This window comes from Pandoraea sp. NPDC090278 (assembly GCF_044772185.1).
GTDB lineage: Bacteria > Pseudomonadota > Gammaproteobacteria > Burkholderiales > Burkholderiaceae > Pandoraea.
Genome location: NZ_JBIVYJ010000011.1, coordinates 1 through 25,497, shown reverse-complemented (window position 1 = coordinate 25,497; position 25,497 = coordinate 1). Strand labels below are relative to the sequence as shown.

Here is a 25,497-nt window from a genome sequence, read left to right as displayed (position 1 = left end):
TTACTGCGTGACGATGATCTCGACCCGGCGATTCTTCGCCCGGCCATCCGCCGTTTTGTTATCCGCAAGCGGCTCGGCGTCTCCTTTGCCAATCGCTTCCAGACGTCCCTTGGCCACGCCCTTGGTCGCCAGGTATTCGCTGACCGTTGCTGCCCGTTCTTCCGAGAGTGCCTGGTTCGATGGGTACTTCGCAGACCGGATAGGAATATTGTCGCTATGGCCGATCACCGTGACCTTGCCGGTGACCTTCCCGATTTCGCCGGCCACCTTGTCGAGCACCGGCAGAACCTTCGCATTCACTTCGGCTCGTCCGCCGCCAAACATGTCGTCGCCGCGGAGGGTCACATCGCTTTGCCTGGCATCCTCCTGCACACTGACAACGCCACGCGCAATTTCATCCTTGAGCAACTCGGCCAGGCGCAATGTCTTGGGCGGTGGAGGCGGCGTGATGTTGCCGATGGCCCGGATTTGCTGCTCCAGGTCGTGGGCGCGTACCAGAAGCTGATACTTGTACCAGGCGAAAATCCCGAACGCTGTCAGGCACAGCACGACGGCCGTGACCCATACCGGAATCGAGCGCAGCATGCGGAATCGGCCCGGCTCCACGGGCTCCAGGTGTGGCGACAGCACTCTGGGGACGGGGCCGCGCTGCTGGCGAATCAGTTTGTGAAGGCGCTGCCGTATTGCATAGTGCTGTCTCTCACCATCCGTCCGGTTGCGATAGCGCCCCCAGAATCCCAGCGACAGCAGGTAGTAAATCAGCTGAATGACGTCGATGTGCTCCGCCGGGCTGTCAACCAGCCGGCCCAGAAGGTGGAACACTTTCTCGCCGCCTTCGTTCTCCCCGTGCAGTTGAATCAGCAGGCTGTTGGCAGACCACGTGTGCAGCCCCCATGGCGTGCTTTGGGCCGCTTCGTCCAGCGCGGTACACAGACTGTAGCGCGCAGCCAGGATATGCTCGCGCCGGATATTGGCGCGTTCGCATACCGCCTGGAAATCGCAGAGCTCCTCCACCAGCAATGCCTTGAGATGCGTCGCCTGATCGGGCCGAAGCGACTGAGGCATGTCGGCCAGCGCACGCAACAGCGGTCTGGCTGCCGTCAATAGCGGATTGGCGCTACGAGCAGCATTCCCGGCGCGTTGCTCGACCGGCTTGCGCTCCCTGTTTCGCGAGGTAGCTGTACCCGGGATTGCGGATGGTGTCTCCGAATTCACGGTCGACGCCTCGGATGACGTGGGCTGACTCATCCCCGCACTCCCCATAGTTCCATCCTCAATTCAGGGAACTGGCCTGCCACGTGCAACGCCAGACCACCGTAACGCGACACCTGTTCCCACAGCGGGTGTTCCTGCGAGATCTCGAAATAGAGGAACCCTGCGTTGAAGGGAATCTGCCGCGGCGGCACCGCCAAAGCTTGCAGCGGGATACCTGGCAAGTGAGAGCGAATCAGGTTGCCCAGCCGCTCGGAAGGCCCGACCTTGGTCTGCGCAGGGAACTGCTGCTGGAGCAAATCTTGGGGAACCTGTGCGAAGACGGCCAGCACAAAGGTCTTGAACCGCTTGAATTCGTTCGGGTCCAGGACTGCCAGCTGGATATCGTGCGCCTCCTGGCGCAGCGCGATCTGTTGCGCGGCACGCTCCAGCACAACGTTAAGCAGGAAGCGCAGGTCGTCAATCAGCGGCTTGATACACAGGTGCGGTGCATCGTGCCGGTAGGCATCATGCTCCTTGGGGCGGCGCGTCTCCGTGCGCACGAATGTCGACAGCTCACCAGACAGCGCAGCCAGTTGCAGGTAAAGGAACTCTGGCGATGCGGCCTTGGTTTCCAGCAGATGCGTGAGCACCGGATCGTACCGATTCAGCAGTTGCAGAATGAGGTACTCAGAGATTTCGGCAGCATCGCCGCCACGCGACGCTGCTGCCGACAGGCGCTCTGCCATCGCCGTCGCACGCAGGCGTAGTAGTCCGTGTATCTCGGTGAGCCACGTGTGAAGCAAGCCGCTAGCGGTATAGACGTTGACCGGGGGAATCAACCCGGCCTCCAGCCTCGCGCTGCCGTCGGCGCGGATCTCGGCGACCTTGGCCAGGGGCAGACCCATCCAGGACTTCGAAAGTTCTCTCTCTGGCAGCAATCGCAGGCGCAGGTCTGCCAGTTGCACCAGCTTTGGCCCCTGGCCGATCGAGTTGGCATCCAGCAATTCCTGCTCGAATGCGCGATATCGCGCAAGCGAGTCTGTTGTGTCCTCGAAGCTGGTTTCTTCGGTATTGGGCGTACGGATCGGAACCGCCAGATAGATGGTCTGATTCAAATGTTCGTGGCGCAAGGCGAGCGGTGCCGGCAGCATCGTGTTGGCCGGCGCCTCGAAAGGCGTGCCGTCCTGGAAGATGCCAGCAACGCCGGACACTACCAGCTTGCCGAGGGCTAGGGCTTCCGTGTCGATGGCGAACTGGTGGAAGCCCCAGAAGAACGGACTGAGCGCAGCGGTGCGCTTGTGCGCGTAATGCTCGAGGTAGCGCTCCTGCTGCTGAAAGAGTTGCGGGCGCAGGAAAAGCCCTTCGCTCCAGACGATCTTGTTATACCAGCTCATAGAATCAGTCAGGTTTGGAAATGTTCATCGTCTGCTGGTCCAGCAAGACGCGTAGCTTGACCTTGCGCGCAGGAATGGCAGCGCGGTACCACGCCGCTTCTGGCGCCGGCGGCAATTTGTAGACGCTGCGCCACGTTGCCTTGCCGAGTTCTCGGTAGCCCACGAGGAGGCCAATGGCCCGTGTGTCGCCATTGAGCTTGCGCTCAATGTCGTGAAACTCGCCGGGACGCAACACAAATTCATCGCGCACCAGCAAATCCTGAGTCAGGAGAGTTTTGTCCGACGACTCCAGCGTGGCATAGTCGGCCTGCTCGAAGGCGCCTGGCGTCTTGAGCTCATAGACGCGAACCAGCACGGGAGCTGGACGCCCCTTGTCGTCAGGGTTGATCGTATCCTTTGCCTGCACCACGAGATCCAGCTTCATCTGTTCAGGCTGCGCGGGCGTCGTCGAGCATCCGGCAAGCGCGAAAGCTACCGCTGACGCTGATAGCAGCCAGGAGAGTTCGCGGATGACCATTTCAGAACGTTGCAGGCAGCGAAGCCGTAATGTCATGGCGGTAGCAATCGCGTCAACCCGTCTGGACGCGACGGTCAGTGCAGTCATCTTCATGCTCGGGCAGGTTGGCTACCAACCAGCTCGCAACCACACTCGGTCACATCCCCCGCACAGGCACCGGGAATGCCGCCAACCTTATATCGCCCCGCCACCTGAATGATGCGGTTGATGCCATGGGGCCGGCCATCGGGGTAGCATTGCGGGCAATTGACCAGGTCACCCAGTCGGGCGATGGCCTTGCCGCGGATTTTGCTGGTTGGCGATCCCGTGATCACGACACCGCCGTGGGTGGTCGTATCACCTACGGTAATGATGTCAGCAGACATGTGAACTCCAGTATGCAGGGAAATTTGTGGTTGACATACGGGTTACGACTGCCTGGCACCAAACCATGGCCAGTAGGCCCGGCTTTCGCCGCGCGCCCGGTCCCACGTCGTGACGGGTGGGCTTGGATGCCAGCCCGGCGGCGGGCCAATCAGTACCGCCCAGGCGTCCGTCGGATCGGCCAGGCTGGTCACGACAGCACTCTTTCCACTCTGGTTGGCGTAAGCGGCGGCGAAGGCCGCGTTGACAGCAAAGCTGGCGGCACCGGCTGACCCGTCCATGTGTTCGGCCACACTGTACACCCCGCCGATCTGGTCGAGGTCCGGCCATTGCTGATGCAGCGCTTGGCGCATATCTTTGGTCTTGGCAACGATGTCCGGCGCTTGCGGCGGTACGTCGTGATAGAGACGCTCGACCGGGCTGCCCTGTAGGGCTTGTGCTGATACCGCTCGGAACATGTCGTTCCATGCGCCACCGGGAGGCGCCGAACTCGCATGGATGCCGCCCTCATGCTGCTGCGGCGCGTAGATGGCCGCTAGCGGCGCGTACCCCCAATCGGCACTCGGGTGGCCAAGAATCAGGATCGCAGAGTTTTCGTTGGTCTGCTGGCCTCGTGGATAGTTGGGCGCGTCCATGTTCCACACCCATACCAGGTGCGTCGAATTCTCAGCGAGGTATTGCAGCGCCGCCCGTAGCGAATAGAAGCCAACGTTCTCGACGCCAGCCATCACCGTGACGTTTGGCAGCTTGCCCGTGGGATTGAACGTGAGGCTCTTGCAGTCCGCTGACAACGCCAACTGATTGAAAACCAGACGGCGCGCTGCATTGAGCGTCAGGGTGCGCTCACCGATAATCATGGAATCGAGAGCGGGCGCACCCCGCACGGTTTCCCCATCCCGGTCCTTATGAAGCGTCACCCAGTAGTCACGCATACGACTTTCCGCATGGACCGCATCATAAGCAAGGACACTTGGCGCAGGAACTCCTAGAGCTTCCTGCGCTCTCAGGACGCTACCGTTGCTGCCGTCTTGATTCTCGCTAATGTAAGTTGGGGTGCCGATCCATTCTTGCGACATGCCTGCGAACACCCGCGCATCCATGTAGTCCGGGCGGTCGGTGCCCATGCGGATGGAGTAGAAGTAGTTTGGGTCCACCGCGTAGGACGTGAACGTACTAAGGGGTCGATCCAGCAGGTCCGTCATGATCCAGGCACGCTTGTCAAAGTGCGCCCACGGGTAATCCGCAGGTGTCTCCCCTGGCTTCAGGCCCCCCCCGACAAGCGAACCCACCACGTCCCCCAACTTGAATCGAGCCGCTTCCTTGTCGTTGGCATTGGGCTGCGCCAGCCCCTGCGCCCACAGCAGATTCCATTGGGTCGGATAACTGCGCCGCATCAGCGGATTCAGCCACTGCACCCCCAGTATCACGGCAGCAGGGCTCCTGGCGGCATCGTCCGCAGCGACAGATTTTTTCATCCGGGGCCAGGCCACCGGCTTGCGAATGTAATCAGAAGTCATAGAAACTCCGGACTGACATGCGGTCAGCAACAGGCAGGCAGCGGCCAGTATCCCAGCGGCTGCCCAAGAATTGGCAACAAAACGATGAGGGCGGCGCATCGGTAGCGCTCAGGCGACGCGCGGGCCAATGATGCCCGTCCCGTTGCTGGCCTGTAGCGGTGAGGCGTTGCGCGTTCCATCGATCTTCAGCCGTTTCAGCGCATCCTGTTCGGGATCAAATCTTTCGTTCTTCGCCAGCACAGTGTTTTCAAACACCGCAGTCTGGTAGTACCCAAATTCCTTATCATCTTCGGGCTGCTTTCCGTCTGGCATCCAGTCCCCGTCTAGGGGCTTGCACCATCGCCAATCCGCCATGCGTCGCAACTGGTTCAGTTGCTTCTCATCAAAGAAGCACATCCCCACGTCTACGTCATAGGCCAAAACATGCTCGCTGTGTGCCGGGTTAGCCAGAATCGTGGAGTGGTTCGTGGTCTGCATATCAACGCCCTTGGCCAGCAGCCCCATGCGCGTTTCCTGCTCGAACTTGCCGAACTCAGTGTTTGCCAGTTCGATGTGATGCTCGGCATCCATCTTGCGAATGTCGTCCTCCGAGAATGAACTACCCGACTTGGGTTTGCCATCGTCACTATAGAGAACTCGCCGCACCTCATGGCGTACGCCTGCATTCTGGTCGTAGCGCATGGCGGCTTCGCTGGTCGCCTCGCCTCGCCCGCTGCTGCGCTGCTGTGCATAGGGGTCGTTACCATCCATGCCCGTTCGGCTGCGATTCAGGCCGTCGCTGGACGATTCGTGGTGCCGGTTGATTGGGCCACTGACGCGTACACCATCGCTGCTCATCACTTCGCCGGGCTGCGCCTGCCCATTGCCGCGCGGCAGGTACAGCGCTCTCGGCTCGATGCCGCCGCCCGGCACCTTGGGTGCGTTGACCGGCACAGCCCAGCGCGCTGCGGGGTGGGCGTTGGCATCGGCAAGCCCCTTGCCGTCTCCGGCCCAGAGCAGCAGTTGAAACACAAACCCGGCACCGGTTGCCAGCACTTTTCCCGACAGACTCTTGCGCTCATCGCCCCAGATTTCCTTAAGCTGGATGCGCAACCGGTCCGCGCGAGGCTCCCAAAACTGGCTTGTGCCCCAGTTCGCACCGATGGTGCGCTCCCAGTAATCGTAGTTGTCCGTGCCCGAACCGACCTTGAGCGGGTTGTCAGGCTTGGTCTGCGCCCACACGCGCTGATAGAGGACGCCAGTGGCCTTGGTTTCGTTCACGTCCTCCTGACTCATCCCCAGCCAGCCGAAGCCCTGCACGGTCGCCACCGAAATCACCCGGTCGTGCGGATTGCAGTAGAGGAACACCCGCCCGCGCGTATCGTGGTCTTTCCGGTCGTCTTCTGCGGTGCGCGGCTTGTCTCCGTTCTGGGGGGCCGAGTTACGGGACCCTTGATTGACCGAATCGTCGCTGTAGTGCTTGGGCTGGAAGTTGCGAACGATGTCGAAGAAGTTGCTCAGCGTTTTGACGCGGGCCTCATGGGTAACGCGTCCTTGTAGAGCGGTCCATTTGTACTGCGAGAAATTGTCGGCAATATTCTTGCGCAGGCTGTAGGGCGCGTTCGCCAAGACATAGGTATCGGCTACACCTAGACCGCCCAAGCTATCGTGATTCCCAAAGAACGCCGACCCCAGGCCGATCATGTTCCCCTGACTGTGGCACACCACCGTAACCGGACAGTCCATGCCCGTGTATATGCCGCGGTGCATCTCGCGGACGCGTGCTACCAGCTTCGCCAGCCGCCACGCCGCAAAGGCTTGGTAGTGACGGGCCGGGCAACTGTAAATCAGGCGGTCACTGGCGGTCATGTGCTGCACGCCCAGCCCCAGAAAAAGCCCGGCATCCACGCCGTTGCTGAACATGTCAGGCAGTGCGGAGCATCCGTTGGCAAACGGGCCACCGCCCCACGCATCGGCCTCGTCAAGCAGCACAGTGCCCCCAACTGCGGCGACCTCATCCTTGTGCGCCTTGTACCCCCAACGGAAGTGAATGACCGGACTGTTGCCGGGAGCCTGAATGAAACTCTCAGCCTTCAGGTCGTCACGAATGAAACCGTCCTTGGTAAGCTCATCCAGATAGGTTGCAGGCTGCAACTGGACGCCTTTGGCCCGGAACACCTGGTCGGCATTGCGCTGGAGACGGTCATTGAGTCCCTTGCACAGTCCGGCCTCGGCATCCGTGAACCATTCGCCGTTCGAGTTCACCCCGTGCACAAAGATAATCACGCCCGGCAGCGGCACACGGTGGTCCACGCACAGCGTCTGATTGCCAGGGAGTGTCAGCGCCTCGGCGCAAGCACCATGCAGCATGGTATCGGTCATTTAGCTGTGACTCCTGGAGTTCTGTTTCATCCGGAACGCCTCGCTCACTTCCGAGGGGTATGTTCAAACGTAATCGAAAGCGCGTCGGTTATTTCGGCTTCGTGAAGTATCGTTTCGCCCTGGGCATTACTAATGCCTTTCGTGACACTGCCATCTGCCTTGACGATGCGATACGGCACATCCGCCACAGGTTTGTTGTCAAGTGGACTGATCAGTCGGAACTTGCTACCGAGATCACCAGATTCAAATTTCGGTAATGCGTCACCGATACTGCCGGACACAGGCACATCAAAGTTCCCCGTATGGAGATGTACGCGTGTCGGCCCGAACACATCGACACAGCCATTTGCAATCCGGATACCGGCGTTGCCGCTCATCAGCGTAATCGAGGTCTTGCCATTCACCAGGATCGTGCCGTTAGTGGCCGTCAGCGTGATGTCCGTCAGTGCGTTGGTCGTAACGCTGCCCGCCTGCGCCTGCGTCAGAACATTGCCCCGGTGCGCAAGCGTGCGGATGTCGCCGCTATGCGCAAAACTGCTAATGCCCTGCCCAGCGTTGACGATGACCTGCTGACCCGCCGTCAACTGCTGGTTCAGCTTGGCGATCGTATCGATATGCTTTCCAGCATAGCTGGTCAGCATCTTGGGTGTGGCAATGGCCATGCCCGCCGGGGCATACGCCCCGATCACCGGCTGACCACCTTGGCCTGGTGCGTTCTTGTGATCGTTCGCGCCGGCATCCCATTCCTTGATGCCCTTGGCAAGCGCGGCCTGAGGATCCGTATCCACGGCCAACCCTTCGTGCTGCTTGCTGTAGTCGCCCAGAGACTTGGCCGCCTCCAGTGCTGCTTCCATGCAGCGGACGAACTCATCACGCGACAGATGACCGCCTACGGCTGCAGCCTGGCCTTCCGCCGTCAAGAAAAGCCCCTTGCCGCCCCGCACGGCGCCGTGTCCATCGGTGCGCAGATCGAACCCCTCGCCCCGTTTGTCCTTGCGCCCAGGTTGGCCGGGCACGCCGGTCAGGTACCCCAGATTGAGCTGCGACGTTTGGTGGTCTGACGACAACTGTGCCTGGATCTGACCCTGCGTGTCGTCCATCAGCAGGTGATTACGCCGCTGCCCCGCGATTTCCTTGCTGGCAATGCCTGATATAGCGTGCTGGCCCGGCAGGGACCAAGGCGGCTCATTAAGCTGGTTCGGCGCTCGGCCAATGATGAATGGGCAATCCGGATCGCCGTGGAGGAAGGCCACAATCACTTCCTGTCCGATGCGGGGGACGTGCATGGTGCCAAACTGATCACCCGACCAGCCATTGACGACACGAATCCACGGCGACGAATTTTCGTCACACTGGCCGTAACGATCCCATTCAAACTGGGCCTTCACACACCCGTGATCGTTACACCAAATTTCCTGGTTCTTCGGCCCGGTGACGACCGCGCGCTGCAGGCCCGATACGCGTGGCTTGGGTACCGTTAGCGGTGGCCGGAACACTTCGTCGGTGGAGTGGGCTTCGAATGCGACACGACAGGCAAAGCGCTGCGCACTGCCTGCTTCTCCGCCGACATCCTCGAGGTCCAGGTTCGCGCTCACAACCAGGAACTCCCGGTTCATCGCGGGGTTGTCGTGGTTGGCAATCTGGTAGGTGTTGCCTGCCGCGACGCCACGTAGCGCGCCAACCCCACGGACACGGCAGCCTTCCGCGCGTCGCTCCTCCATCCGGATGCGTGCGCGAAACTCGCCGACTTCCCGCGTGACGTATTCACCCGGCTGATACTCGAAGCGATCGAGATCCGAAAAGCTCGTGGCGCGCGGCTGGCTATTGCTTGCGGTCAGATCGCCCCGAGGCTTGCGCGGATCATAGTTCTTGAGAATGACCTTTCCCGTGCGCAGGCGACGCAGCGGATCGAACCGTACGAGGTGCTCCCGGTCAACCTTGAAGCCAGACGGGTAGATGGGTAGCGTGTGATATGCCTCGCTCGGAAACTTGCGCCACGCTCCCGATTCCGATACCAGAACGAGCCGGTGATGCCCGCCATCGTGCTCAAAGAAATACGTGATGCCCCACTCTTCGGTGAGGCGCTGAATAAAATTGGCATCAGTCTCGCCGAGTTGCACTTCCCAGATCAGCTTCGGGAAGGCCGTGATGTCCAGACGCTTCTCGACCGAGAACGGATAATCCGCAAAGACATCATCCAGAATCTCGATGACCGTTTTGTTCTGAAAAGCCTTGAAGTCCGAGGTCTGCGTGCCCAGCCACAACCATGGCCGCAGTGTGAAGCGGTACAGGCGGTTGTCTGATATTCCTCCCACCTGTTCGATATCCGAGATGACCCCGGTGATTTCCCGATGCCCGGCGCCAACGCCTCCGAGCAAGCCTGTCCCCATACCATCGAGCTGGATCGTGATGGTCATCTCCTGTCCGATGACGCCATCCAGATCCGATTCGGCCATGAACTGTTCGGCCGCCGCGGATATGGCGCGCAGTTCGACCTGATAGCCAAACAGTTCGCTCAGAGCTTCCCGCCCCGACATGCGCACGAATTCCAATTGCGGCTGTCCGAGCAACTCGGGAATCGCGGTACTGGATACGGTCACCGTGCGGCGACCTCCCGTGGCGAGATTCACCAATGAACTCAATGTGCTCATGCCGTTGCCTCCTATGGTAACGGCCAGAAATAGACGACTCGCGAGCGAAACCAGAACATGGTGTCCCTCATATCGGCATACTCGATGTGGTCATAGTCCAGCGAGCTATTCGTCAAATGGACGCTGCGGATGGGCGCTCGCCATATTCTGCTGATATCCCCCGATGCATAGGCGAACGGCAAATCACCATTACGCATGAGATCTATATGACCACCGTCGTAGTGGATCATATGGTCGAACGATACAATCCCACGTTCGTTCCAGTGAATCTCGATATGGGCACCTGACGAAAAGGCGCTAATAGCCCGCGGCGCTCCTAGATACGATGCACCTTTGAGCCGTTCAGACAGGCGTAGGCGATTTGTCTCCACCTTGGCACCTTTATACTGCCCCGCGAGGATAAGATCATTTCCATCGACATTGACACCACAGGCTATCAAAGCAATGCTCATGCGAACCGCACAAGTGTTTTCAAAGGCCGGCAAATCCACTCGGCCCTCCCAACCAATCTGCCGGAACAGGGATAGCCGAGATAGACGCGCATCGGCACCATTACCATGATCTGGCTGAGGATATGCCGCCCAAAGATCATTGAATGACAAGTGAATAGCCATGTGCTGTCAAGTGTGAACAAGGCCGGAAATTGAACTCCGGCCTCGCCGACCACGAAGATCAGTCTTCCTTATTGCCCTTGATGTCGTAGCTGGCTGTCACGGCACCACCGCTGCCGCCTTGGGCGTTCTGCACGACATACTCCTGCCGGACCTTGGAAAACGACAGTGCGACGGTCTCGGTCGCGCGCTCGGCGCTGGCGCTGCCTCGCGGGCCGACCATGGTGACGATCACATCGGTCATGGTGATCTTCTCGTATTCCAGCGGGTTGCCACCGGCCTTGCGCATCACCAGCACCGCCTGATCGATGTGCTTGCCAGTCAGGCAGTACTTCATCAGGTTGGGCGAAGCGCGGTCGATATAGTGCTCGAAGGACAGATCGGACACGGTCGCCTTGCCAGCACCGCCACCGCTGCCCGAATGCATGCTGGACTGTTGCGAGATAGCCCAGCCCCAGTTCAGCACTTCAATCTCATTCTTGTGCGAGTTATCGTGCGACTCGCCATCAATACCATTGATCTTCAGGAAAATGTCCTGTGCCATTGCAAAGCTCCTTCACGGCGAGAGGTACTGCAAACAAAACCACAGGCGCTGCCGCGCGAGACCTGCCGGTACAAGCCCTTGCCGCAGCGTCTGTGGGATTCGGTACACCCGGCGAATCCAGAGCCGATCAGGCCGTGTCCTTGACCGACGGCAGGCGCGCGACCAGGCGCAGCGACACCGTCAGGCCTTCGAGCTGGAAGTGCGGACGCAGGAAGAACTTCGCGCTGTAAAAGCCCGGGTTGCCTTCGATCTCCTCGACGACGACCTCGGCTGCCGCCAGCGGACGACGGGCCTTGGTATCCTGTGAGGAGTTGGCCGGATCGGCATCCACGTAGTTCATGATCCATTCGTTTAGCCACCGCTGCATGTCCTCACGCTCCTTGAACGCGCCGATCTTGTCGCGCACGATGCACTTCAGGTAGTGCGCGAAGCGCGAGCAGGCGAACAGGTACGGCAGGCGCGCCGACAGGTTGGCATTGGCCGTCGCATCGGCGTCGTAGTACTCGGCGGGTTTTTGCAGCGACTGGGCACCAATGAAGGCGGCATAGTCGGTGTTCTTGCGGTGCACTAGCGAGATGAAGCCATTCTTCGACAACTCGGCCTCGCGGCGATCAGAGATCGCGATCTCGGTCGGGCACTTCATGTCGACACCGCCGTCATCGGTCGGGAAGGTGTGGCACGGTAGGTTCTCGACCACGCCACCGCTCTCTACCCCGCGGATCAGCGTGCACCAGCCGTACAGCTTGAACGAGCGGTTGATGTTGACCGCCATGGCATAGGCGGCGTTGCTCCACACATACTTGCGATGGTCAGCGCCGTCGGTCTCTTCCTCGAAGTCAAATTCGTCGACCGGATTGGTCTTGATGCCGTACGGCAGACGCGACAGGAAGCGAGGCATGGCCAGGCCGACGTAGCGGGCGTCTTCGGAGTTGCGCAGGCTGTTCCACGGTGCATACTCCATGTTCTGGAAGATCTTCGAGAGATCCCGCGGATTGGCCAGTTCCTGCCACGAATCCATCTGCAGGACCGACGGCGATGCGCCAGAGATAAACGGCGCATGGGAGGCCGCTGCAATTTTTGCGAGTGACCCCAGCAGTTCCACGTCAGGCGGCGTATGGTCGAAGTAGTAGTCCGCCACCAGGCAGCCATAGGGCTCCCCGCCCAGTTGACCGTATTCCTCTTCATACACACGCTTGAAGAACGGACTCTGATCCCAGCCGACACCCTTGTAACGGCGCATCGTGCGGCGCAGCTCTTCCTTGGAGATGTCCATCACCCGGATGCGCAGCTTTTCGTCGGTCTCGGTGTTGGAGACGAGGTAATGAAGGCCACGCCAGGCCGATTCGAGCTTCTGAAAATCCTCGTGGTGCAGGATCAAGTTGATCTGCTCGGAGAGCTTCTTGTCAATCGCGCCGATGATGGCTTCGATGCTCTTGTAGGCATCGTCGCTCATGGTGAAGCTGGACGCCAGGGCCTGCTCGGCGAGCGTCTTGACGGCCAGGTCAACCGCTTCGCGGGCCTGGTCGGTCTTCGGGGAGAATTCGCGGTTAATAAGCGCCGCAAAGTCGGATTGTTCAGCCGTCGCGACGGCCTGCTGTTGCTGCTCTTGTTGGGCGGAAGCCATGGATGTCTCGATCGATGGGTTAGAACAGGTAAGCTGTCGTGGCGCCGGGATCAGGCCGACGACTTGTCACCGTCAGCGGCCTGGGGCTTCGGCGCCTTGGCCAGCGCCTGCAGCAGCGCCGGGTTCTGCAGTAGCTGATTGATCAGGGCTTCCGCGCCGGATTTACCGTCCATGTAGGTCTGTAAGTTCGCGAGCTGAGTTCTGGCTTCCAGCAGTTGCTTGAGCGCATCGACCTTGCCGGCGACGGCGGCAGGCGAATAATCCTCGATGCTCTCGAACGTCATGTCGACCATCAACTTGCCCTCGCCGGTAAGCGTGTTGGACACAGCAAAGGCAACGCGCGGCTTCATGGCCTTCATGCGCTCATCGAAATTGTCGATGTCGATTTCCAGGAACTTGCGATCGGACACTGACGGCAGCGGCTCAGCGGGCTTGCCCGAAAGGTCCGCCAGTACGCCCATGACGAAAGGCAGCTCGATGCGCTTCTCCGAGCCATAGACTTCGACGTCGTATTCGATCTGCACACGCGGCGCACGGTTGCGCGCGATGAATTTCTGCGAACTATTCACAACGGACATGGATCTCCCCAACGGGTTGGATGGACGTGCCGCACGGTATCAGGCCGATTTGGCTTCAGGAAACTCCGGCCCCACAGCCTGGCCGGCACGGTATTTGGCGTGATAGGTCAGCGCGGAAGCCTCATCGCCCGCAACGCCAATCTCGATGGTAGCCAACGGGCGCTTGTCCGCCAGTGCGGACAGCCAGAGCCCAGCCAATTGCGGCTGGATGATCTGCTCGATGAAGCTGATAAGCTGCCGTGCGCCGGTCTCGCCGACCGTGCAGCGCTGCACGATGTTCGACACCACAGCGTCACTGTAGATCAGGGCGACGGCGTGGTGCTCCCGCATACGTGTGACCACGCGATTCAGATGCAGACGCACGATACGGCCGAGGTTCTCCGGTGCGAGCGGCAGGTAAGGCACCACCACGAGGCGTCCGAGAAAGGCAGCAGGGAACACCTTGCGTAACTCAGGTAGCATCGCATCGCGCAGCGCGCCCAACTCCGGAATCAGCGCTGGATCTTCGCAAAGATTGGCTAGCAGATCCGAACCCGCGTTGCTGGTAAGAAGCAGGATCGTGTTCTTGAAGTCGATGTAGCGACCCTCACCGTCTTCCATATAGCCCTTGTCGAAGACCTGATAGAAGACTTCGTGGACATCCGGGTGGGCTTTCTCGACCTCGTCGAGCAACACCACGCTGTAGGGGCGACGGCGCACCGCCTCGGTCAGCACTCCACCTTCGCCGTAGCCGACATAGCCCGGCGGCGCGCCCTTGAGGGTTGAGACGGTGTGCGACTCCTGGAATTCGGAGAGATTGATGGTGATGAGGTTCTGTTCGCCCCCATAGAGTGCATCCGCGAGCGCGAGTGCCGTCTCGGTCTTCCCCACACCAGAGGGCCCAACCAACAGGAAAGCGCCTACCGGCTTGTTCGGATCGGTCAACTGCGCACGAGCCGTCTGGATACGCTCGCCCAGTTGTGCCAGGGCGTGATCCTGACCGATGACCCGTCCACCCAGCGTCTGGGGCAGCGCCATCACCGTCGCGACCTCGTCGGCCACCATGCGCGTCACCGGAATACCCGTCCAGTCTGCAACAATCACCGCCACCACAGCCTCATCCACCTCGGTATAGACCAGCGGGGTCTCACGTTGAGCCGTCCGTAGTGAGGACTCCAGATCGTCCAGCGCCGCGCGGATCGAGTCGGCCCGCGCTTCGCCGGCCGACTCCGTGATCGTTTGGCGGTGTTCAAGAATCTCGTTCGCCAAGCCGATTTCCTGCTGCCAGCGGGCCTCCGCCTGGGCGAGTTCCGCCTCGATCTTCCGAATCGTGCCGTCCACCTCGGCGATGCGGGATGGGTCGGCCTTGCCGAAGCAAGCTTCCTTGGCCAGCAGATCCGCCTCAGTTTTGGCCGCCGACAGCCGCTGACGCAGTATTTCCACGGCCGCAGGCGGTGTGTACAGTGACAGTGCGACACGCGCACAGGCCGTGTCGAGCAGACTCATGGCCTTGTCGGGGAGCTGCCGCGAGGGAATGTACCGATGCGAGAGCTTGACGGCAGCCCGGACGGCGTCATCCAGAATCAAGACCTTGTGGTGCGTTTCAAAGGTTGCGACGAGCCCTCGCAGCATGGCTACGGCGCTGGCTTCCTCAGGCTCCATTACCTGCAGGACCTGGAATCGTCGGGTGAGCGCTGGGTCCTTCTCGATGTGGCGCTTGTACTCGCTCCACGTGGTCGCGCCGATGGTGCGCAGCGCACCACGCGCCAGCGCCGGCTTCAGCAGATTAGCCGCATCGCCGGTCCCCGCCTGTCCCCCGGCCCCAACAAGGGTGTGCACCTCGTCGACGAACAGGATCACCGGCTTTGGAGACTTCGCCGCTTCTTCGAGTACGCCCTTCAGGCGCGCCTCAAACTCGCCCTTCATGCTGGCACCCGCCAGCAGCGCACCAACGTCGAGGCTCAGCAGACGGACGTCCTTCAGGCTCGGCGGCATCCGGCCCGCAGCAATAGCCTGGGCTAGCCCTTCGATCACGGCAGTCTTGCCGACCCCGGCGTCACCGGTCAGCAGCGGATTGTTCTGACGACGGCGCAAAAGGATGTCTGTCATCGTGCGGATCTCGTGCTCGCGCCCGATCACAGGGTCCAGACGACCGGCCCGGGCCTCCTCCGTCATATCCCGGCAGTATTGGTTCAGGGCGCTTTTGCCCGAGCCTGAGGGCGCCATCGCGCAGCTGGCCTCCCCCGGGACAGCCGGCGCCAAACCACTGCCGTCATAAGCGCTTTCCTGGCTTTCGGGAGATTGTGCGACCAGGGCTGGTATCGAATCGACCAGGTCATCCGCGCGCAACTTGGCAAACTGGTTCGAGATGCTGAGCACCGTGCGGCGCAACTCTGGCGTTTTGAGTAGCGCCGTCAGCAGGTAGGCCCCGCGCACGCGATCGCTGGCGAAAGCCAGCGTCGCGTAGACCCAGGCCCGTTCGATCGCCGATTCGATCTGGAAGGAAAAATCGCTGATCGACGTCGCGCCCGTGGGCAACTCCGCCAGCGCACGCGTGAGGTCACCTTCCAGCGTCTGGAGATCAACACTGGTGTGCCGCAAGACCCGTTGTAGATCGCCATCGGGCGCCTGCAGCAACTGATGCAGCCAATGCACCAGTTCCACGTAGGGATTGCCACGCAGCTTGCAGAAGGCGGTCGCACTCTCGATCGCCTTGAACAGGGTGGGGTTGAGCCGGCCAAACAGCGCCTGACGCGAGATATCCATTCGGTGCCTTGTTACGCTTTGTTCTGAATGGGCCGCTGCGCATGCCCGGTGACAGCGAATTCAAATCGCCTTTTTTAGGATATTTCTAAACTGCAGCGAAAACATAAATACCAATGCCGCACGCAATATTTCGAATATTTTCTATAAAAATAGGTGTGAATCTATAAATTCTTGCTGCACACTTACAGGTGTCAATAAGATAAATCCTAAAGTGATATGAAGTGATTTTTTATCAGATCTAAGGTTGATGCCGGGTGCGACGCCTTTGATTTCGCAGCATCGCTGCTTACGATTATCATCAGCGCGAAATCTGATTAGAAGAGGGGGAAAAGCTGAAATGCCCGACGCGAAACCACACGCCGAGGAGACGGACCTGGTCGACGATCTGCTATCGCCTCATGAAGACCAAAAATGGTTTCGTGCGGCAATTGACCACCTGCATCCGGATGCAGCCGATCCCTTTGCCGAACTGTGCCAAGGTGGTCGCACGCTGCCCCCCACGTCAAAAGATGCGGTCGCGGGCGAAGAGTTGGACGTGCTGCAGGAACTCACACGCGAGGCGAATGCGGTTCTGTGCAACCAGCGCTACGTTGGGGCGCACTACGTCGCAGCCCCCCCCCTTGAGCCTCAACTGGAAACCGAAACGTCCGAGGACCCGTTCCGAGCGCCAACCGGTCACCCGGCAAACGAAAGCCTGCTGGACATGCTGGACGGGCCTGCCCGTATCGATGGCCTGATTGGTCCACTGGAACCTCTTGATAGTTACGAAATTTTTGCGGATGAACCAGCGCCGGACGTCTTGCACCTTTTCGCAGGTGACATCGTTCAAGGACGTCGAACAGGCATTACCGCACCGCTTACACGGCGCGAGCACCACTTCATCTCGATGGACAGCGCCTATCGTCCAGCACAAGCGCAATCGGAGGAATCCGAACATGACGCTTGAGACTCGTTTGCCAGTCAGCCCGGTAACGTCTAGCCTGGCAGCCCTCTTGCTGCGGACTGGCTCGATCGCCGGGACACTGACCGTGGTCGAGACGCAAGTGCGCCGGGAACCGGGTGCCTTCCATGCCCGGTGGCAATTGTTTCAATGGTTGTGCGTGGTGGGCGACTGGCAACGCGCCCTCAAGCAGTTGCAGGTGGCTACCCAGTTGGCGCCGGACTTTGCACAGACCGCACATGTCTATCGCGACCTGATCCGCACAGAGGCGTTTCGTCAAGCCGTCTTCACAGGAGAGCGTCAGCCCGGCGAGCTCCTGCCAACGCCGGGCTGGGTTGGGCGACTGCACGTCGCGCTGGCCCAGACCACGGTCGGAGATGTTGACGCGGCCGATCGCAGCCGGCATCTGGCATTGTCGGAGGTACCGGTTTCCTCCGATGCGCATGATGGAGCGACCTTTTCCTGGATCACGGACAGTGACACGCGCCTCGGTCCCACCTGCGAGATCGTCTCGGCTGGCCGTTATGCCTGGTTACCCTTCGCGCAACTGCGCAAGCTGGAGATGTCCCAACCCGCGGACCTGCTTGACCTGATCTGGCGCCCAGCCACGGCGACACTGATCGATGGCATGACCGCCCGCGGCTTCATGCCAGTGCGCTACCCCGGCTCCGAACAGAGCAGTGACGCCTGCCGGCTGGCACGCGAAACCACCTGGACCGAGATCGGCGAGACGGGTGTCATTGGGCTAGGCCAGAAGACATGGATGACCGATGCCGGTGATGTCGGATTGCTGGACGTGCTGTCGCTGACGCTGGAAGCGTGCCATGGCTGAGCACCGCACGCCCCGGCGCCCGAATACCCAGTTGCTGCCGACACTCTTTGATCGGCTGCGCGACGATGCACCACAGCAGCAAACCGAGGACGCCAGCGCATACACGGTGACCCGCGCCCAGATGCGCGAAATCATCCAGCGCGACCTCACCTACTTGCTGAATACCACCAACCGCGAAGACGAGATCGACCGCACTCGCTATCCGGCTGCGACGCGCTCCACGATCAATTACGGTGTACCGGCCGTTGCGGGGAGCTACCTGTCCGCACACAAATGGAATGACATCGTCGCCATTGTGCGGCGCGCCATCGTGGACTTTGAACCACGCCTCATCCCCGGCTCGCTCGAGGTCAAGCCTCTGCTCCAGGAGGATGCGCCGAAGCGCTACAACACGCTCGTGTTCGAGATCAAGGGGCTCATCCACATGGACCCCTATCCGATGGCCTTCACAGCCCAGAGCTCACTCGATCTGGAAACCAGTCGAATGAGCGTGCAATCGATCCGCGCCAACTGACGCCATGGACCCGCAACTGCTTGACTACTACAACCGTGAACTCGTCTACATGCGCGAGTTGGCCGGGGAATTTGCCAGACAGCACCCGAAGGTTGCCAAACGCCTGGGTATGCATGGCATCGAGGTCGCCGATCCCTACGTCGAGCGCCTGATCGAAGCCTTCTGCTTTCTGTCGGCACGTACACAGATCAAGCTCGATGCGGAGTTCCCACGCTTCACGCAGCGACTTCTTGAGGTCGTCTATCCCAACTACGTGGCACCCACTCCGTCAATTGCCGTGGCGCAGTTTCATCCGAGCCAGTCGGAAGGGGATTTCGCCCGTGGCGTCGAGCTTGCCCGCGGCTCCGAGCTTACCGCAGCGCTGGCGCCAGGAGAGGAAACGGAGTGTCAATTCCGAACCACACAATCCCTGACACTCTGGCCGATCGAAATCACGGAAGTCCGTCTCACGGGCATTCCGCCAGATATCCAGGGGCTGGAACGCTACGTGCCCGCTCACGTCACTGTGCAGGGTGCGCTGCGCTTGCGACTGCGTGCCAACCGTGACATCACTTTTGAGCAGTTGCCGGATCTCGATCATCTACCGGTCTATCTGTGCGGCGACGAACAGATTGCTTCCCATCTGTTCGAGTTGCTGCATTGCGCCGGCGTGACGACGCTGGTCGGTGTACCGGGATGCATGGGCGAGCGCCTCCATGCCGTTACACAGAACGCGGTGAGCTATGTCGGGATGGGGCCAGGCGAAGGCGCTCTGCCGCGCGCTTGGAACAACTTTCACGGCCATAACCTGCTCCACGAGTATTTTGCGTGCCCTCAGCGATTCTATTTCTTTGGCCTGAATGGACTGTCACCCGGGTTGCGCAGGATTGAGGGCAAGGAAGCCGAGATCGTTGTCCTCCTGTCCAAATCCCCTGATAAGCTCGTCAGCCAGGTGGACCGGCACCAGTTCGCACTCTTCTGCACGCCGGTGGTCAACCTGTTCCCGAAGCGCACGGACCGCATCGAGATCATGCCGGGACGCTCGGAGTTCCACCTGCTGGCCGATCGCCAGCACCCGCTTGACTACGAGATATACGCAGTCAGGCGGCTCTCGGGGCATGTCTCCGAGCGCAGTGCTGCGCTCGAATTCCGGCCGCTGTTCGCCACGCTAAACAGTGACGAGGGCAATCACGGACGCTACTACTCCCTGCGCCGGGAGCGGCGCCTCATCTCCGAGCATGCCCGCAAATATGGGACCCGCACGGCCTATGTCGGTACCGAACTCTTTGTTTCCCTTGTAGACCAAAACGAAGCGCCGTATCCGGACAGCCTGCGTTATCTGTCTGTCGAGTCGCTGGTTACCAACCGGGATCTGCCCAATCTGGTGCCGCGCAATGGCTATAGCGATCTAACGTCCGCCGCCTCCATCCCGGTGGATGGCGTTGGACTCATCCGGGCACCTTCAGCGCCACGCCCGCCGTACGCTCATGGCGAAACCGCCTGGCGGCTGATCCGGCTGCTGGGGTTCAATTACCTGTCCCTGGTGGACCTGGAGCACCGCACCGGAGGCCAGGGCCTGCGCGATATGCTGCGTCTCTTTGTTGCCAGCGAGGACCGAGCGCACCAGAGTGAGGTGCAAAGCCTGATTGGTTCCAACGTCAAGCCTATCATGCGGCGGTTGCCCGGGAACGGGCCGTTGATCTATGGGCGGGGCATCCAGTGCCAGTTGACGGTCGATGAGGCGGGATTTTCCGGTATCAGTCCCTATCTGTTTGGCGTGATTCTGGAGCACTTTCTCGCTCGGCATGTGTCCGTCAACGTCTTCACCGAAACGGAGTTGCACTCGATGCAGCGCGGACTCATCCATCGTTGGCCCCCGTGCATGGGTGGCCGCAGCGCCGTATAGCCATGTTCAATGGCATCGACGACAACGCGCCGCCGCCTCTGGCCACTCCTGCCAGTGCCGGCACCTTCGCCGGGCTTGCGCCATGGAAGCTGACCTTTTTAGGGCTGCTTCGCCATCTGGCTGCATGCCGCCCGGACCTGCCCCCCATTGGGCAAGCTACCAGGCCGCACGACGAGCCGTTCCGCCTGGGGCAGCAAGCCGCGTTGACCTTCGCGCCGCGGGAAATCGCGCAACTGCAGCAACGGCCAGAAGGGCTCAAGGTCCAGTTGTTTGGCTTGGGCATGCTCGGGCCAAATGGGGCACTGCCCATCCACCTGACGGAGATGGTTCGCGAGCGCACCGAATCGCATCGGGACAGCACCACCGCGGACTTTCTGGACGTCTTTCATCATCGCGCGCACACGCAGTTCTACCAGGCATGGAGCCGTTCGCAGGCAGCCGCCGGGCTGGACCGGTCAGGCGATGAGGTGTTCTCCCGTTATATCGGCTGGCTGGCTGGCAACGACGCCGACGAAATCAGCGCGAGCCCGCTGCCGTCGCATGCGCGGCTGGCCGCCAGCGCTCATCAGGTGCGTGAAGCGCGCAATCCCGATGGCATCGCCGCGAGCCTGGCCCATTACTTCGGAGTGCCGGTTCGGCTGGACGAGTATGTGCTGCACTGGATTGCTATCGATCCGGCCGAGCAGAGTCATCTTGGACGCCCAGGCGCATCAGGGGTGATGGGGCAGGGGGCGATGCTTGGGGAGATGGTGCCGGACCGCCAGCACAAGTTCCGCCTGGTGATTGGCCCGCTTGATCTGCAGGACTACCTGCACTTCACCCCCAATGGACGCGATCTGCCGGCTTTGGTCGAGTGGGTCCGCGCCTTTGTTGGCTTCGAGTTCGAATGGGAAGTGGAGTTGCAGGTGCGGCCGCAGTCAGCACCAACTGCGGTGCTTGGTACTGAAGAACGATTAGGCTGGTCTACGTGGCTCGGAGAGCCTAACCCCGACCGGCCGATCACGGGCATGCTGTTCACGCCCGAACACTATGTCACACGAGCATGAAAACCAAGACAAAAAAGCCACCTCTCGAGGCCGCGCCAACGATCCGCTTTGCTGATCTGGCTTTGCCGGTTGAGCCAGCGAAGCCCTGTGGCGATGATCTGGAATACGATCCGGAGTTTGTCGTGCTCCAGGCTAAAGCCGCTCCGCGCGAGTCCGCGCAGTACGGAGATTTTGTCGCTCCGGTCGAGCCACTGAATTGGACGGATCTGGAACGCGACTGCCGGAGACTGCTGCTGCGCACCAAGGACATCCGGCTGCTGACCCTCTTCCTGCGCTGCCGTACGCGAATGGAACAGGCTGAGGGGCTGCGCGATGGCTTGGCGTTGCTGCATGCCTTGCTGATGAGCTTTGCTGGGCAGCTTCACCCGCAGCTAGAAGTAGACGGAGAGCCAGACCCTGCCTTGCGCGCCAACGCGTTGGCGGCACTCACCGACCCGCTGGGGTTGCTTGCGGATGTGCGCGAAATTACCGTCGGCGGCAACAACGCGATGCGTCTACAGATTCGCGACATCGAACGCGCGCTGGCCGTGCCTCGACCGGCCGATGCGCTGGCCGCGGATTCGGTGCGCCAGCAGTTGGAGGCTTGTCGCAGTCAGGGTATGCCTCAAATCGTAGTCATGGACGAGGCGTGCGCGCTGGCGCGGTCAATACAACGCTGGTGCGAGAACAGCCTTCAAAGCGATGCGCCAGACTTGGCGCCACTCACTCGACTGCTGCAACTGGTCGGCAACCCCGATCTGGCATGGCCAGTGGGTGAGCCCGTTGCCACTGCTGATAACAGCTCTGCGGCGGCTACCACTTTGTCGACACTGGCATCTGCGACTACTCGGATCTCTACCCAGCCCGAACCGGCAGGAAACTGCGACGAAATGCCAACTGACCGCCATGCTGCTCTGATGCAGATCCGCGCCGCTCGTGAATGGTTTGAGCACCATGAACCCAGCAGCCCGGTTCCACTACTGCTTCAGCAAGCCGAACATCTCGTCGGCAAACCATTCGCCGAGGTGTTCCAGGCGATCCCGGCAGATCTCGTCGAGCGCTGGGCGCAGGAGTCCGCATGAGCTGCCGGTGGGGTTACCTGAGGACGGACGGAAAAAGTGGATGCCAACGTTTCGTAAAATCGAGAAACGGAGGTATGCATGAATCGAATTCCCAAGGCGGTCTATACGAAGGAGCTTCGTGAGGAAGCGGTCAAGCTGGCATTGACACCGGGTGTGGGTGTATCGGAGGCGGCCCGACGCCTGTCGATTCCGATGAAAACACTGGTGAGCTGGGTGCGCTCGGCGAAGGCCGGCAAGCTCACGGATGTGGGGACTCACCAAGAGCCGCTCACGGAAATGGAGGCCGAACTCGCGCCGCTCAAGCGCGAAGCGGCCGAACTCAGGATGGAGCGCGACCTGCTAAAAAAGTTCGCAACGTACTTCGCGAAGGAGTCGCGGTGAAGTACGGTGTGATTGACCAATTGCGACGTGACTATCCGGTACCGCCGATGTGCCGTGTGCTGGGCGTATCGGTGAGCGGCTACTATGCGTGACGCAAGCGTGAGCCCTCCAGAAGAGCGCAGCAGGAGCCTCGCCTGGAAGCGGAGGTGCCTGCGGCCAATAGCGTTCGATCGCCTCGCGCGAGCCACCCCCAGCGTACCAGGCACGCAGCACGCTCAGCGATCCGGAGTCGGGAAATTGCGGTGGCATTGGGGGTGTTCGACATTCAGAGATTATAGGCAACGAGATGACGAGGGCGCGTCGTTCAGGTGTGACGTTTTTTCAAAAATGGCAGTTTCTACATAAAAACACGACTATCGATAATATGGATTAGCGATAGAGTTGTGTGTGAAACATTTTTCCCGTGCCAGTTGGCGGACCTATGCACACGTCGGGGCATTGGGTAAAATGCGTGCTGCCGTTGCCTTCCGTCGCCATCAGAAAATTTTCACGTGCGCTCAATCTTCAACGGGAAAATTGAAATAAATATCTGGGTAAGGTTCCTTCTCAAGGGTGAAGTGCCACCATTCAGTATCCAGTGGCTTAAAACCAGCCTGCACCATCAGACTTTGCAATAGCAGCCGATTGGCCCTTTGCTGCGGAGAAACGTCTTGCGAATCGGGATGTGACAATGGGCTAAAACAATCAAAACCAGTCCCGAAGTCCAAGCTGTTGTCTGGCGCTCGTTGCGTCGCTGGTGAAGTGCAATTGATTTGCCTGCGTTTCGGGTCATACGTGGGAATTTTGCTACCTGCGGGCACAATCGTCAGGTCCACGGTACTACCACGGCTGTGCCCCGACCGGTAAGCGATATAGCCATCATTAAAAAGTTGGTCTTTTTTGACTTCCGGATAGAACTCTGTGCGCATTTTCATGCTATGGAGATTCTTTGCCCACCTTGCAAAATCGTCTACCGCACTCTGTGGTCGGTAACAGTCGTAGACTTTTAGCGTAAGCCCCATTGGCAATAAATGATCTTCAACTGACTTGAGCGCTTGCGCAGCCTGCCCTGTCAGCAGACAAACCGGGGCGTTATAACCATCAATCCTTCGGCCGACGAAGTTATGGTCATAAAAATACCGTAAATCGTGCTGAATCTCTGGCGCAATCGCGTTTAGATTCACAAAATCTTTGGGCCGATGATCATCAGCCCAGAGATTTTTCGCCGAGCAAACTGCTGAAATGATGGCAAGCAGAGCATATAATTGCTTCATGTGTTCTCCTAAAGAGCGTTGGGGTCGACGTAAGCATAGCAATCTGCTCAGCGCCTATGTGCTGAATCTTCAGCGGCCCAACAGGCTATTCCTGTCGAGTTCGTTTCATCATCCACATCAATGTCTCTGCCACGCTTCCCTTGGCAGGGTTTTCCAGGACATGCTCTATGAGCCAGTTGCTTCGCATTTCGTTGCTAATCATCTGTGCGGCCGGGCTACTCCGCTCTCTGCCGGCGCGCGCGCACGACACATTGGATGGCGCTCGCCAACTGGTGGTGATTACCACTGCCGACTGGAACAGCCTGAGCGGCACGCTGCAACGGTTTGAGCGCGGCGAGCCACGCGACAAGTGGGCAGCGGTCGCGCCGCCATTTCCCATCGTGGTCGGGAAAACCGGGCTTGCCTGGGGAAGCGGCTTGATCACCGCCGAACAGTTAGGCGCAGATATCGGTGATCCAGTCAAGCAAGAAGGTGATGGTAAAGCACCGGCGGGCGTGTTTTCGCTGGGAACGGCATTCGGGTATGAAGCCCAGCTGCCAGCTGGTTCACGTATGCCATATCTGCGCCTGACTTCGTCGATAGAATGCGTGGACGACGTGAAGTCGCGGTACTACAACCGTATCGTCGACCGCCAACACATCAGCGAGCCAGACTGGAGCAGTTCCGAACAGATGCTGCGTGGTGATGAGCTCTATCATTGGGGCGTCTACGTCGATCATAACTCCCATCCGACCAGGCCCGGCGGCGGCTCGTGTATCTTCCTGCATGTCTGGCGCGGAGCCGGCCAGGGTACGGCTGGATGCACCGCCATGCCCAAGAAGCATATACAGCAGTTGATCGAGTGGCTCGATCCCGCGAAGTCGCCGCTGCTTGTGCAGATGCCCCGTAGCCAGTACGACAAGGTACGGTACCATCTGGGATGGCCGAATCTCCCGGCAAAGTAGGTGGCTTTTGTAAGTACGAAGAATTGTCATTCCGACAACTTCGCTCCCGATAGAACCCGCCCTAACAAGCTGCACCACCTCTATGCCTGACTTGCAGCGGCAGGCACCGCAGCTTGACCCAACAGATGTGGCGGATTTTTGCGAATCCCGGCCGCCCCTCATTCACTCACGACTCGCGCCACCGCGTCGGGTCATCAGCGCGCAAGACTCCCCCGTTAAAACAGATATCGGAAGTTGGCCGTGCCCCAATAGGTGGGGGCCTGGCCCTGCGTGGAGCCGTTGAGCATGACGTACAGCTTGCTTTGCTTGGTGATGGCAGCTTCGACCCCCGCACCCAGTTGGAACCAGGTCTGCTTCAGGCGCGGACTCTCGAAATTGAACCCCGACAGCCCGATGACTTGCCCCGATACGTCAGCATCGCGGTTTTCAAAGCGGTGGGCTAATGTGGTGCGACCCAGCAGGCTCACGGCGTCGCTCAGTGCCCAATTGGCATCAAGCCCCAGATGAGCGGTCGTCGCGTTACTCTTGCGCTGATCCCAGCT

21 protein-coding genes and 1 pseudogene are annotated in these 25,497 nt (G+C 60.2%); 8 read left to right on the top strand and 14 right to left on the bottom strand.

Annotated features, from left to right (window positions below):
• The 12 genes from tssL to tssH all read right to left on the bottom strand — a co-directional run bounded on the left by tssL (position 1) and on the right by tssH (position 16,099).
• Positions 1 to 1,248 carry a type VI secretion system protein TssL, long form gene (tssL, locus tag ACIQWO_RS26425; RefSeq protein ID WP_402830592.1) on the bottom strand — a complete coding sequence of 416 codons (1,248 nt, stop codon included), beginning with the start codon at positions 1,246 to 1,248 and terminating at the stop codon, positions 1 to 3.
• On the bottom strand, positions 1,245 to 2,588 hold the full coding sequence (tssK, locus tag ACIQWO_RS26420; protein ID WP_402830589.1) for a type VI secretion system baseplate subunit TssK: 1,344 nt from the start codon (positions 2,586 to 2,588) through the stop codon (positions 1,245 to 1,247). The genes tssL and tssK overlap by 4 nt, the downstream gene beginning before the upstream one ends.
• 4 nt (positions 2,589 to 2,592) lie before the next feature.
• Positions 2,593 to 3,192: a type VI secretion system lipoprotein TssJ gene (gene tssJ, locus ACIQWO_RS26415; protein ID WP_402830587.1), complete on the bottom strand. Its 600-nt coding sequence runs from the start codon at positions 3,190 to 3,192 to the stop codon at positions 2,593 to 2,595.
• A 2-nt stretch (positions 3,193 to 3,194) separates the two neighbouring features.
• Entirely contained in the window at positions 3,195 to 3,470 is a 276-nt protein-coding gene (locus ACIQWO_RS26410; RefSeq protein ID WP_402830585.1) for a PAAR domain-containing protein, read from the bottom strand.
• 42 nt (positions 3,471 to 3,512) lie between these two features.
• Positions 3,513 to 5,084, bottom strand: a complete 1,572-nt coding sequence (locus tag ACIQWO_RS26405) for a hypothetical protein (protein WP_402830583.1) — start codon at positions 5,082 to 5,084, stop codon at positions 3,513 to 3,515.
• 9 nt (positions 5,085 to 5,093) lie between these two features.
• Positions 5,094 to 7,346 (bottom strand): DUF3274 domain-containing protein, encoded by a 2,253-nt coding sequence (locus ACIQWO_RS26400; RefSeq protein WP_402830580.1) that lies wholly within the window; start codon positions 7,344 to 7,346, stop codon positions 5,094 to 5,096.
• Positions 7,347 to 7,390: 44 nt separating this feature from the next.
• Positions 7,391 to 9,997 (bottom strand): type VI secretion system Vgr family protein, encoded by a 2,607-nt coding sequence (locus tag ACIQWO_RS26395; RefSeq protein WP_402830578.1) that lies wholly within the window; start codon positions 9,995 to 9,997, stop codon positions 7,391 to 7,393.
• 11 nt (positions 9,998 to 10,008) lie between these two features.
• The gene (locus ACIQWO_RS26390; RefSeq protein WP_402830575.1) at positions 10,009 to 10,611 is read right to left on the bottom strand and encodes a T6SS effector amidase Tae4 family protein; all 603 of its coding nucleotides are present in this window, start codon (positions 10,609 to 10,611) and stop codon (positions 10,009 to 10,011) included.
• A 58-nt stretch (positions 10,612 to 10,669) separates the two neighbouring features.
• Positions 10,670 to 11,152 (bottom strand): Hcp family type VI secretion system effector, encoded by a 483-nt coding sequence (locus tag ACIQWO_RS26385; protein WP_402830572.1) that lies wholly within the window; start codon positions 11,150 to 11,152, stop codon positions 10,670 to 10,672.
• 127 nt (positions 11,153 to 11,279) lie between these two features.
• A complete protein-coding gene (tssC, locus tag ACIQWO_RS26380; RefSeq protein ID WP_402830570.1) occupies positions 11,280 to 12,776 on the bottom strand; it encodes a type VI secretion system contractile sheath large subunit in 1,497 nt (498 codons plus the stop codon).
• Positions 12,777 to 12,826: 50 nt separating this feature from the next.
• Positions 12,827 to 13,354, bottom strand: a complete 528-nt coding sequence (tssB, locus tag ACIQWO_RS26375) for a type VI secretion system contractile sheath small subunit (RefSeq protein WP_402830567.1) — start codon at positions 13,352 to 13,354, stop codon at positions 12,827 to 12,829.
• Between the two features lie 39 nt (positions 13,355 to 13,393).
• Positions 13,394 to 16,099, bottom strand: coding sequence for a type VI secretion system ATPase TssH (gene tssH, locus ACIQWO_RS26370; protein ID WP_402830564.1), 2,706 nt, complete (start codon positions 16,097 to 16,099; stop codon positions 13,394 to 13,396).
• Between the two features lie 337 nt (positions 16,100 to 16,436).
• Here tssH and ACIQWO_RS26365 point away from each other — a divergent pair, with 337 nt between their 5' ends.
• The 7 genes and pseudogenes from ACIQWO_RS26365 to ACIQWO_RS26335 form a co-directional block, all read left to right on the top strand.
• Positions 16,437 to 17,045, top strand: coding sequence for a TagK domain-containing protein (locus ACIQWO_RS26365; RefSeq protein ID WP_402830561.1), 609 nt, complete (start codon positions 16,437 to 16,439; stop codon positions 17,043 to 17,045).
• Positions 17,035 to 17,871: a type VI secretion system accessory protein TagJ gene (locus tag ACIQWO_RS26360; RefSeq protein ID WP_402830558.1), complete on the top strand. Its 837-nt coding sequence runs from the start codon at positions 17,035 to 17,037 to the stop codon at positions 17,869 to 17,871. Before ACIQWO_RS26365 ends, ACIQWO_RS26360 begins: the two co-directional genes overlap by 11 nt.
• Positions 17,864 to 18,385, top strand: coding sequence for a type VI secretion system baseplate subunit TssE (gene tssE / locus ACIQWO_RS26355; RefSeq protein ID WP_402830556.1), 522 nt, complete (start codon positions 17,864 to 17,866; stop codon positions 18,383 to 18,385). The genes ACIQWO_RS26360 and tssE overlap by 8 nt, the downstream gene beginning before the upstream one ends.
• Positions 18,386 to 18,389: 4 nt before the next feature.
• Positions 18,390 to 20,270 (top strand): type VI secretion system baseplate subunit TssF, encoded by a 1,881-nt coding sequence (tssF, locus tag ACIQWO_RS26350; RefSeq protein ID WP_402830553.1) that lies wholly within the window; start codon positions 18,390 to 18,392, stop codon positions 20,268 to 20,270.
• 2 nt (positions 20,271 to 20,272) lie between these two features.
• Complete coding sequence (gene tssG, locus ACIQWO_RS26345) at positions 20,273 to 21,316, top strand: type VI secretion system baseplate subunit TssG (RefSeq protein ID WP_402830551.1); 1,044 nt, start codon at positions 20,273 to 20,275, stop codon at positions 21,314 to 21,316.
• Entirely contained in the window at positions 21,313 to 22,377 is a 1,065-nt protein-coding gene (gene tssA / locus ACIQWO_RS26340) for a type VI secretion system protein TssA (RefSeq protein WP_402830549.1), read from the top strand. Before tssG ends, tssA begins: the two co-directional genes overlap by 4 nt.
• Before the next feature lie 78 nt (positions 22,378 to 22,455).
• Positions 22,456 to 22,922, top strand: a pseudogene (locus tag ACIQWO_RS26335) (transposase); the annotation flags it as partial.
• A 333-nt stretch (positions 22,923 to 23,255) separates the two neighbouring features.
• Here the strand turns inward: ACIQWO_RS26335 and ACIQWO_RS26330 are convergent.
• Complete coding sequence (locus tag ACIQWO_RS26330) at positions 23,256 to 24,011, bottom strand: M15 family metallopeptidase (protein WP_402830547.1); 756 nt, start codon at positions 24,009 to 24,011, stop codon at positions 23,256 to 23,258.
• 167 nt (positions 24,012 to 24,178) lie between these two features.
• On the opposite strand from ACIQWO_RS26330, the gene ACIQWO_RS26325 reads away from it, so the two are divergent.
• Positions 24,179 to 24,955 (top strand): L,D-transpeptidase, encoded by a 777-nt coding sequence (locus ACIQWO_RS26325; RefSeq protein ID WP_402830545.1) that lies wholly within the window; start codon positions 24,179 to 24,181, stop codon positions 24,953 to 24,955.
• Between the two features lie 215 nt (positions 24,956 to 25,170).
• Here ACIQWO_RS26325 and ACIQWO_RS26320 read toward each other — a convergent pair.
• Positions 25,171 to 25,497 (bottom strand): autotransporter domain-containing protein (locus ACIQWO_RS26320; RefSeq protein WP_402830542.1); only part of this gene is annotated, 327 nt, incomplete at its 5' end.

What these genes read in the sequence shown, in the direction of transcription:
- tssL (WP_402830592.1), bottom strand. Translation starts at nt 1,248, where the DNA reads ATGAGTCAGCCCACGTCATCCGAGGCGTCGACCGTGAATTCGGAGACA.
- tssK (WP_402830589.1), bottom strand. Translation starts at nt 2,588, where the DNA reads ATGAGCTGGTATAACAAGATCGTCTGGAGCGAAGGGCTTTTCCTGCGC.
- tssJ (WP_402830587.1), bottom strand. Translation starts at nt 3,192, where the DNA reads ATGACTGCACTGACCGTCGCGTCCAGACGGGTTGACGCGATTGCTACC.
- ACIQWO_RS26410 (WP_402830585.1), bottom strand. Translation starts at nt 3,470, where the DNA reads ATGTCTGCTGACATCATTACCGTAGGTGATACGACCACCCACGGCGGT.
- ACIQWO_RS26405 (WP_402830583.1), bottom strand. Translation starts at nt 5,084, where the DNA reads ATGCGCCGCCCTCATCGTTTTGTTGCCAATTCTTGGGCAGCCGCTGGG.
- ACIQWO_RS26400 (WP_402830580.1), bottom strand. Translation starts at nt 7,346, where the DNA reads ATGACCGATACCATGCTGCATGGTGCTTGCGCCGAGGCGCTGACACTC.
- ACIQWO_RS26395 (WP_402830578.1), bottom strand. Translation starts at nt 9,997, where the DNA reads ATGAGCACATTGAGTTCATTGGTGAATCTCGCCACGGGAGGTCGCCGC.
- ACIQWO_RS26390 (WP_402830575.1), bottom strand. Translation starts at nt 10,611, where the DNA reads ATGGCTATTCACTTGTCATTCAATGATCTTTGGGCGGCATATCCTCAG.
- ACIQWO_RS26385 (WP_402830572.1), bottom strand. Translation starts at nt 11,152, where the DNA reads ATGGCACAGGACATTTTCCTGAAGATCAATGGTATTGATGGCGAGTCG.
- tssC (WP_402830570.1), bottom strand. Translation starts at nt 12,776, where the DNA reads ATGGCTTCCGCCCAACAAGAGCAGCAACAGCAGGCCGTCGCGACGGCT.
- tssB (WP_402830567.1), bottom strand. Translation starts at nt 13,354, where the DNA reads ATGTCCGTTGTGAATAGTTCGCAGAAATTCATCGCGCGCAACCGTGCG.
- tssH (WP_402830564.1), bottom strand. Translation starts at nt 16,099, where the DNA reads ATGGATATCTCGCGTCAGGCGCTGTTTGGCCGGCTCAACCCCACCCTG.
- ACIQWO_RS26365 (WP_402830561.1), top strand. Translation starts at nt 16,437, where the DNA reads ATGCCCGACGCGAAACCACACGCCGAGGAGACGGACCTGGTCGACGAT.
- ACIQWO_RS26360 (WP_402830558.1), top strand. Translation starts at nt 17,035, where the DNA reads ATGACGCTTGAGACTCGTTTGCCAGTCAGCCCGGTAACGTCTAGCCTG.
- tssE (WP_402830556.1), top strand. Translation starts at nt 17,864, where the DNA reads ATGGCTGAGCACCGCACGCCCCGGCGCCCGAATACCCAGTTGCTGCCG.
- tssF (WP_402830553.1), top strand. Translation starts at nt 18,390, where the DNA reads ATGGACCCGCAACTGCTTGACTACTACAACCGTGAACTCGTCTACATG.
- tssG (WP_402830551.1), top strand. Translation starts at nt 20,273, where the DNA reads ATGTTCAATGGCATCGACGACAACGCGCCGCCGCCTCTGGCCACTCCT.
- tssA (WP_402830549.1), top strand. Translation starts at nt 21,313, where the DNA reads ATGAAAACCAAGACAAAAAAGCCACCTCTCGAGGCCGCGCCAACGATC.
- ACIQWO_RS26330 (WP_402830547.1), bottom strand. Translation starts at nt 24,011, where the DNA reads ATGAAGCAATTATATGCTCTGCTTGCCATCATTTCAGCAGTTTGCTCG.
- ACIQWO_RS26325 (WP_402830545.1), top strand. Translation starts at nt 24,179, where the DNA reads ATGAGCCAGTTGCTTCGCATTTCGTTGCTAATCATCTGTGCGGCCGGG.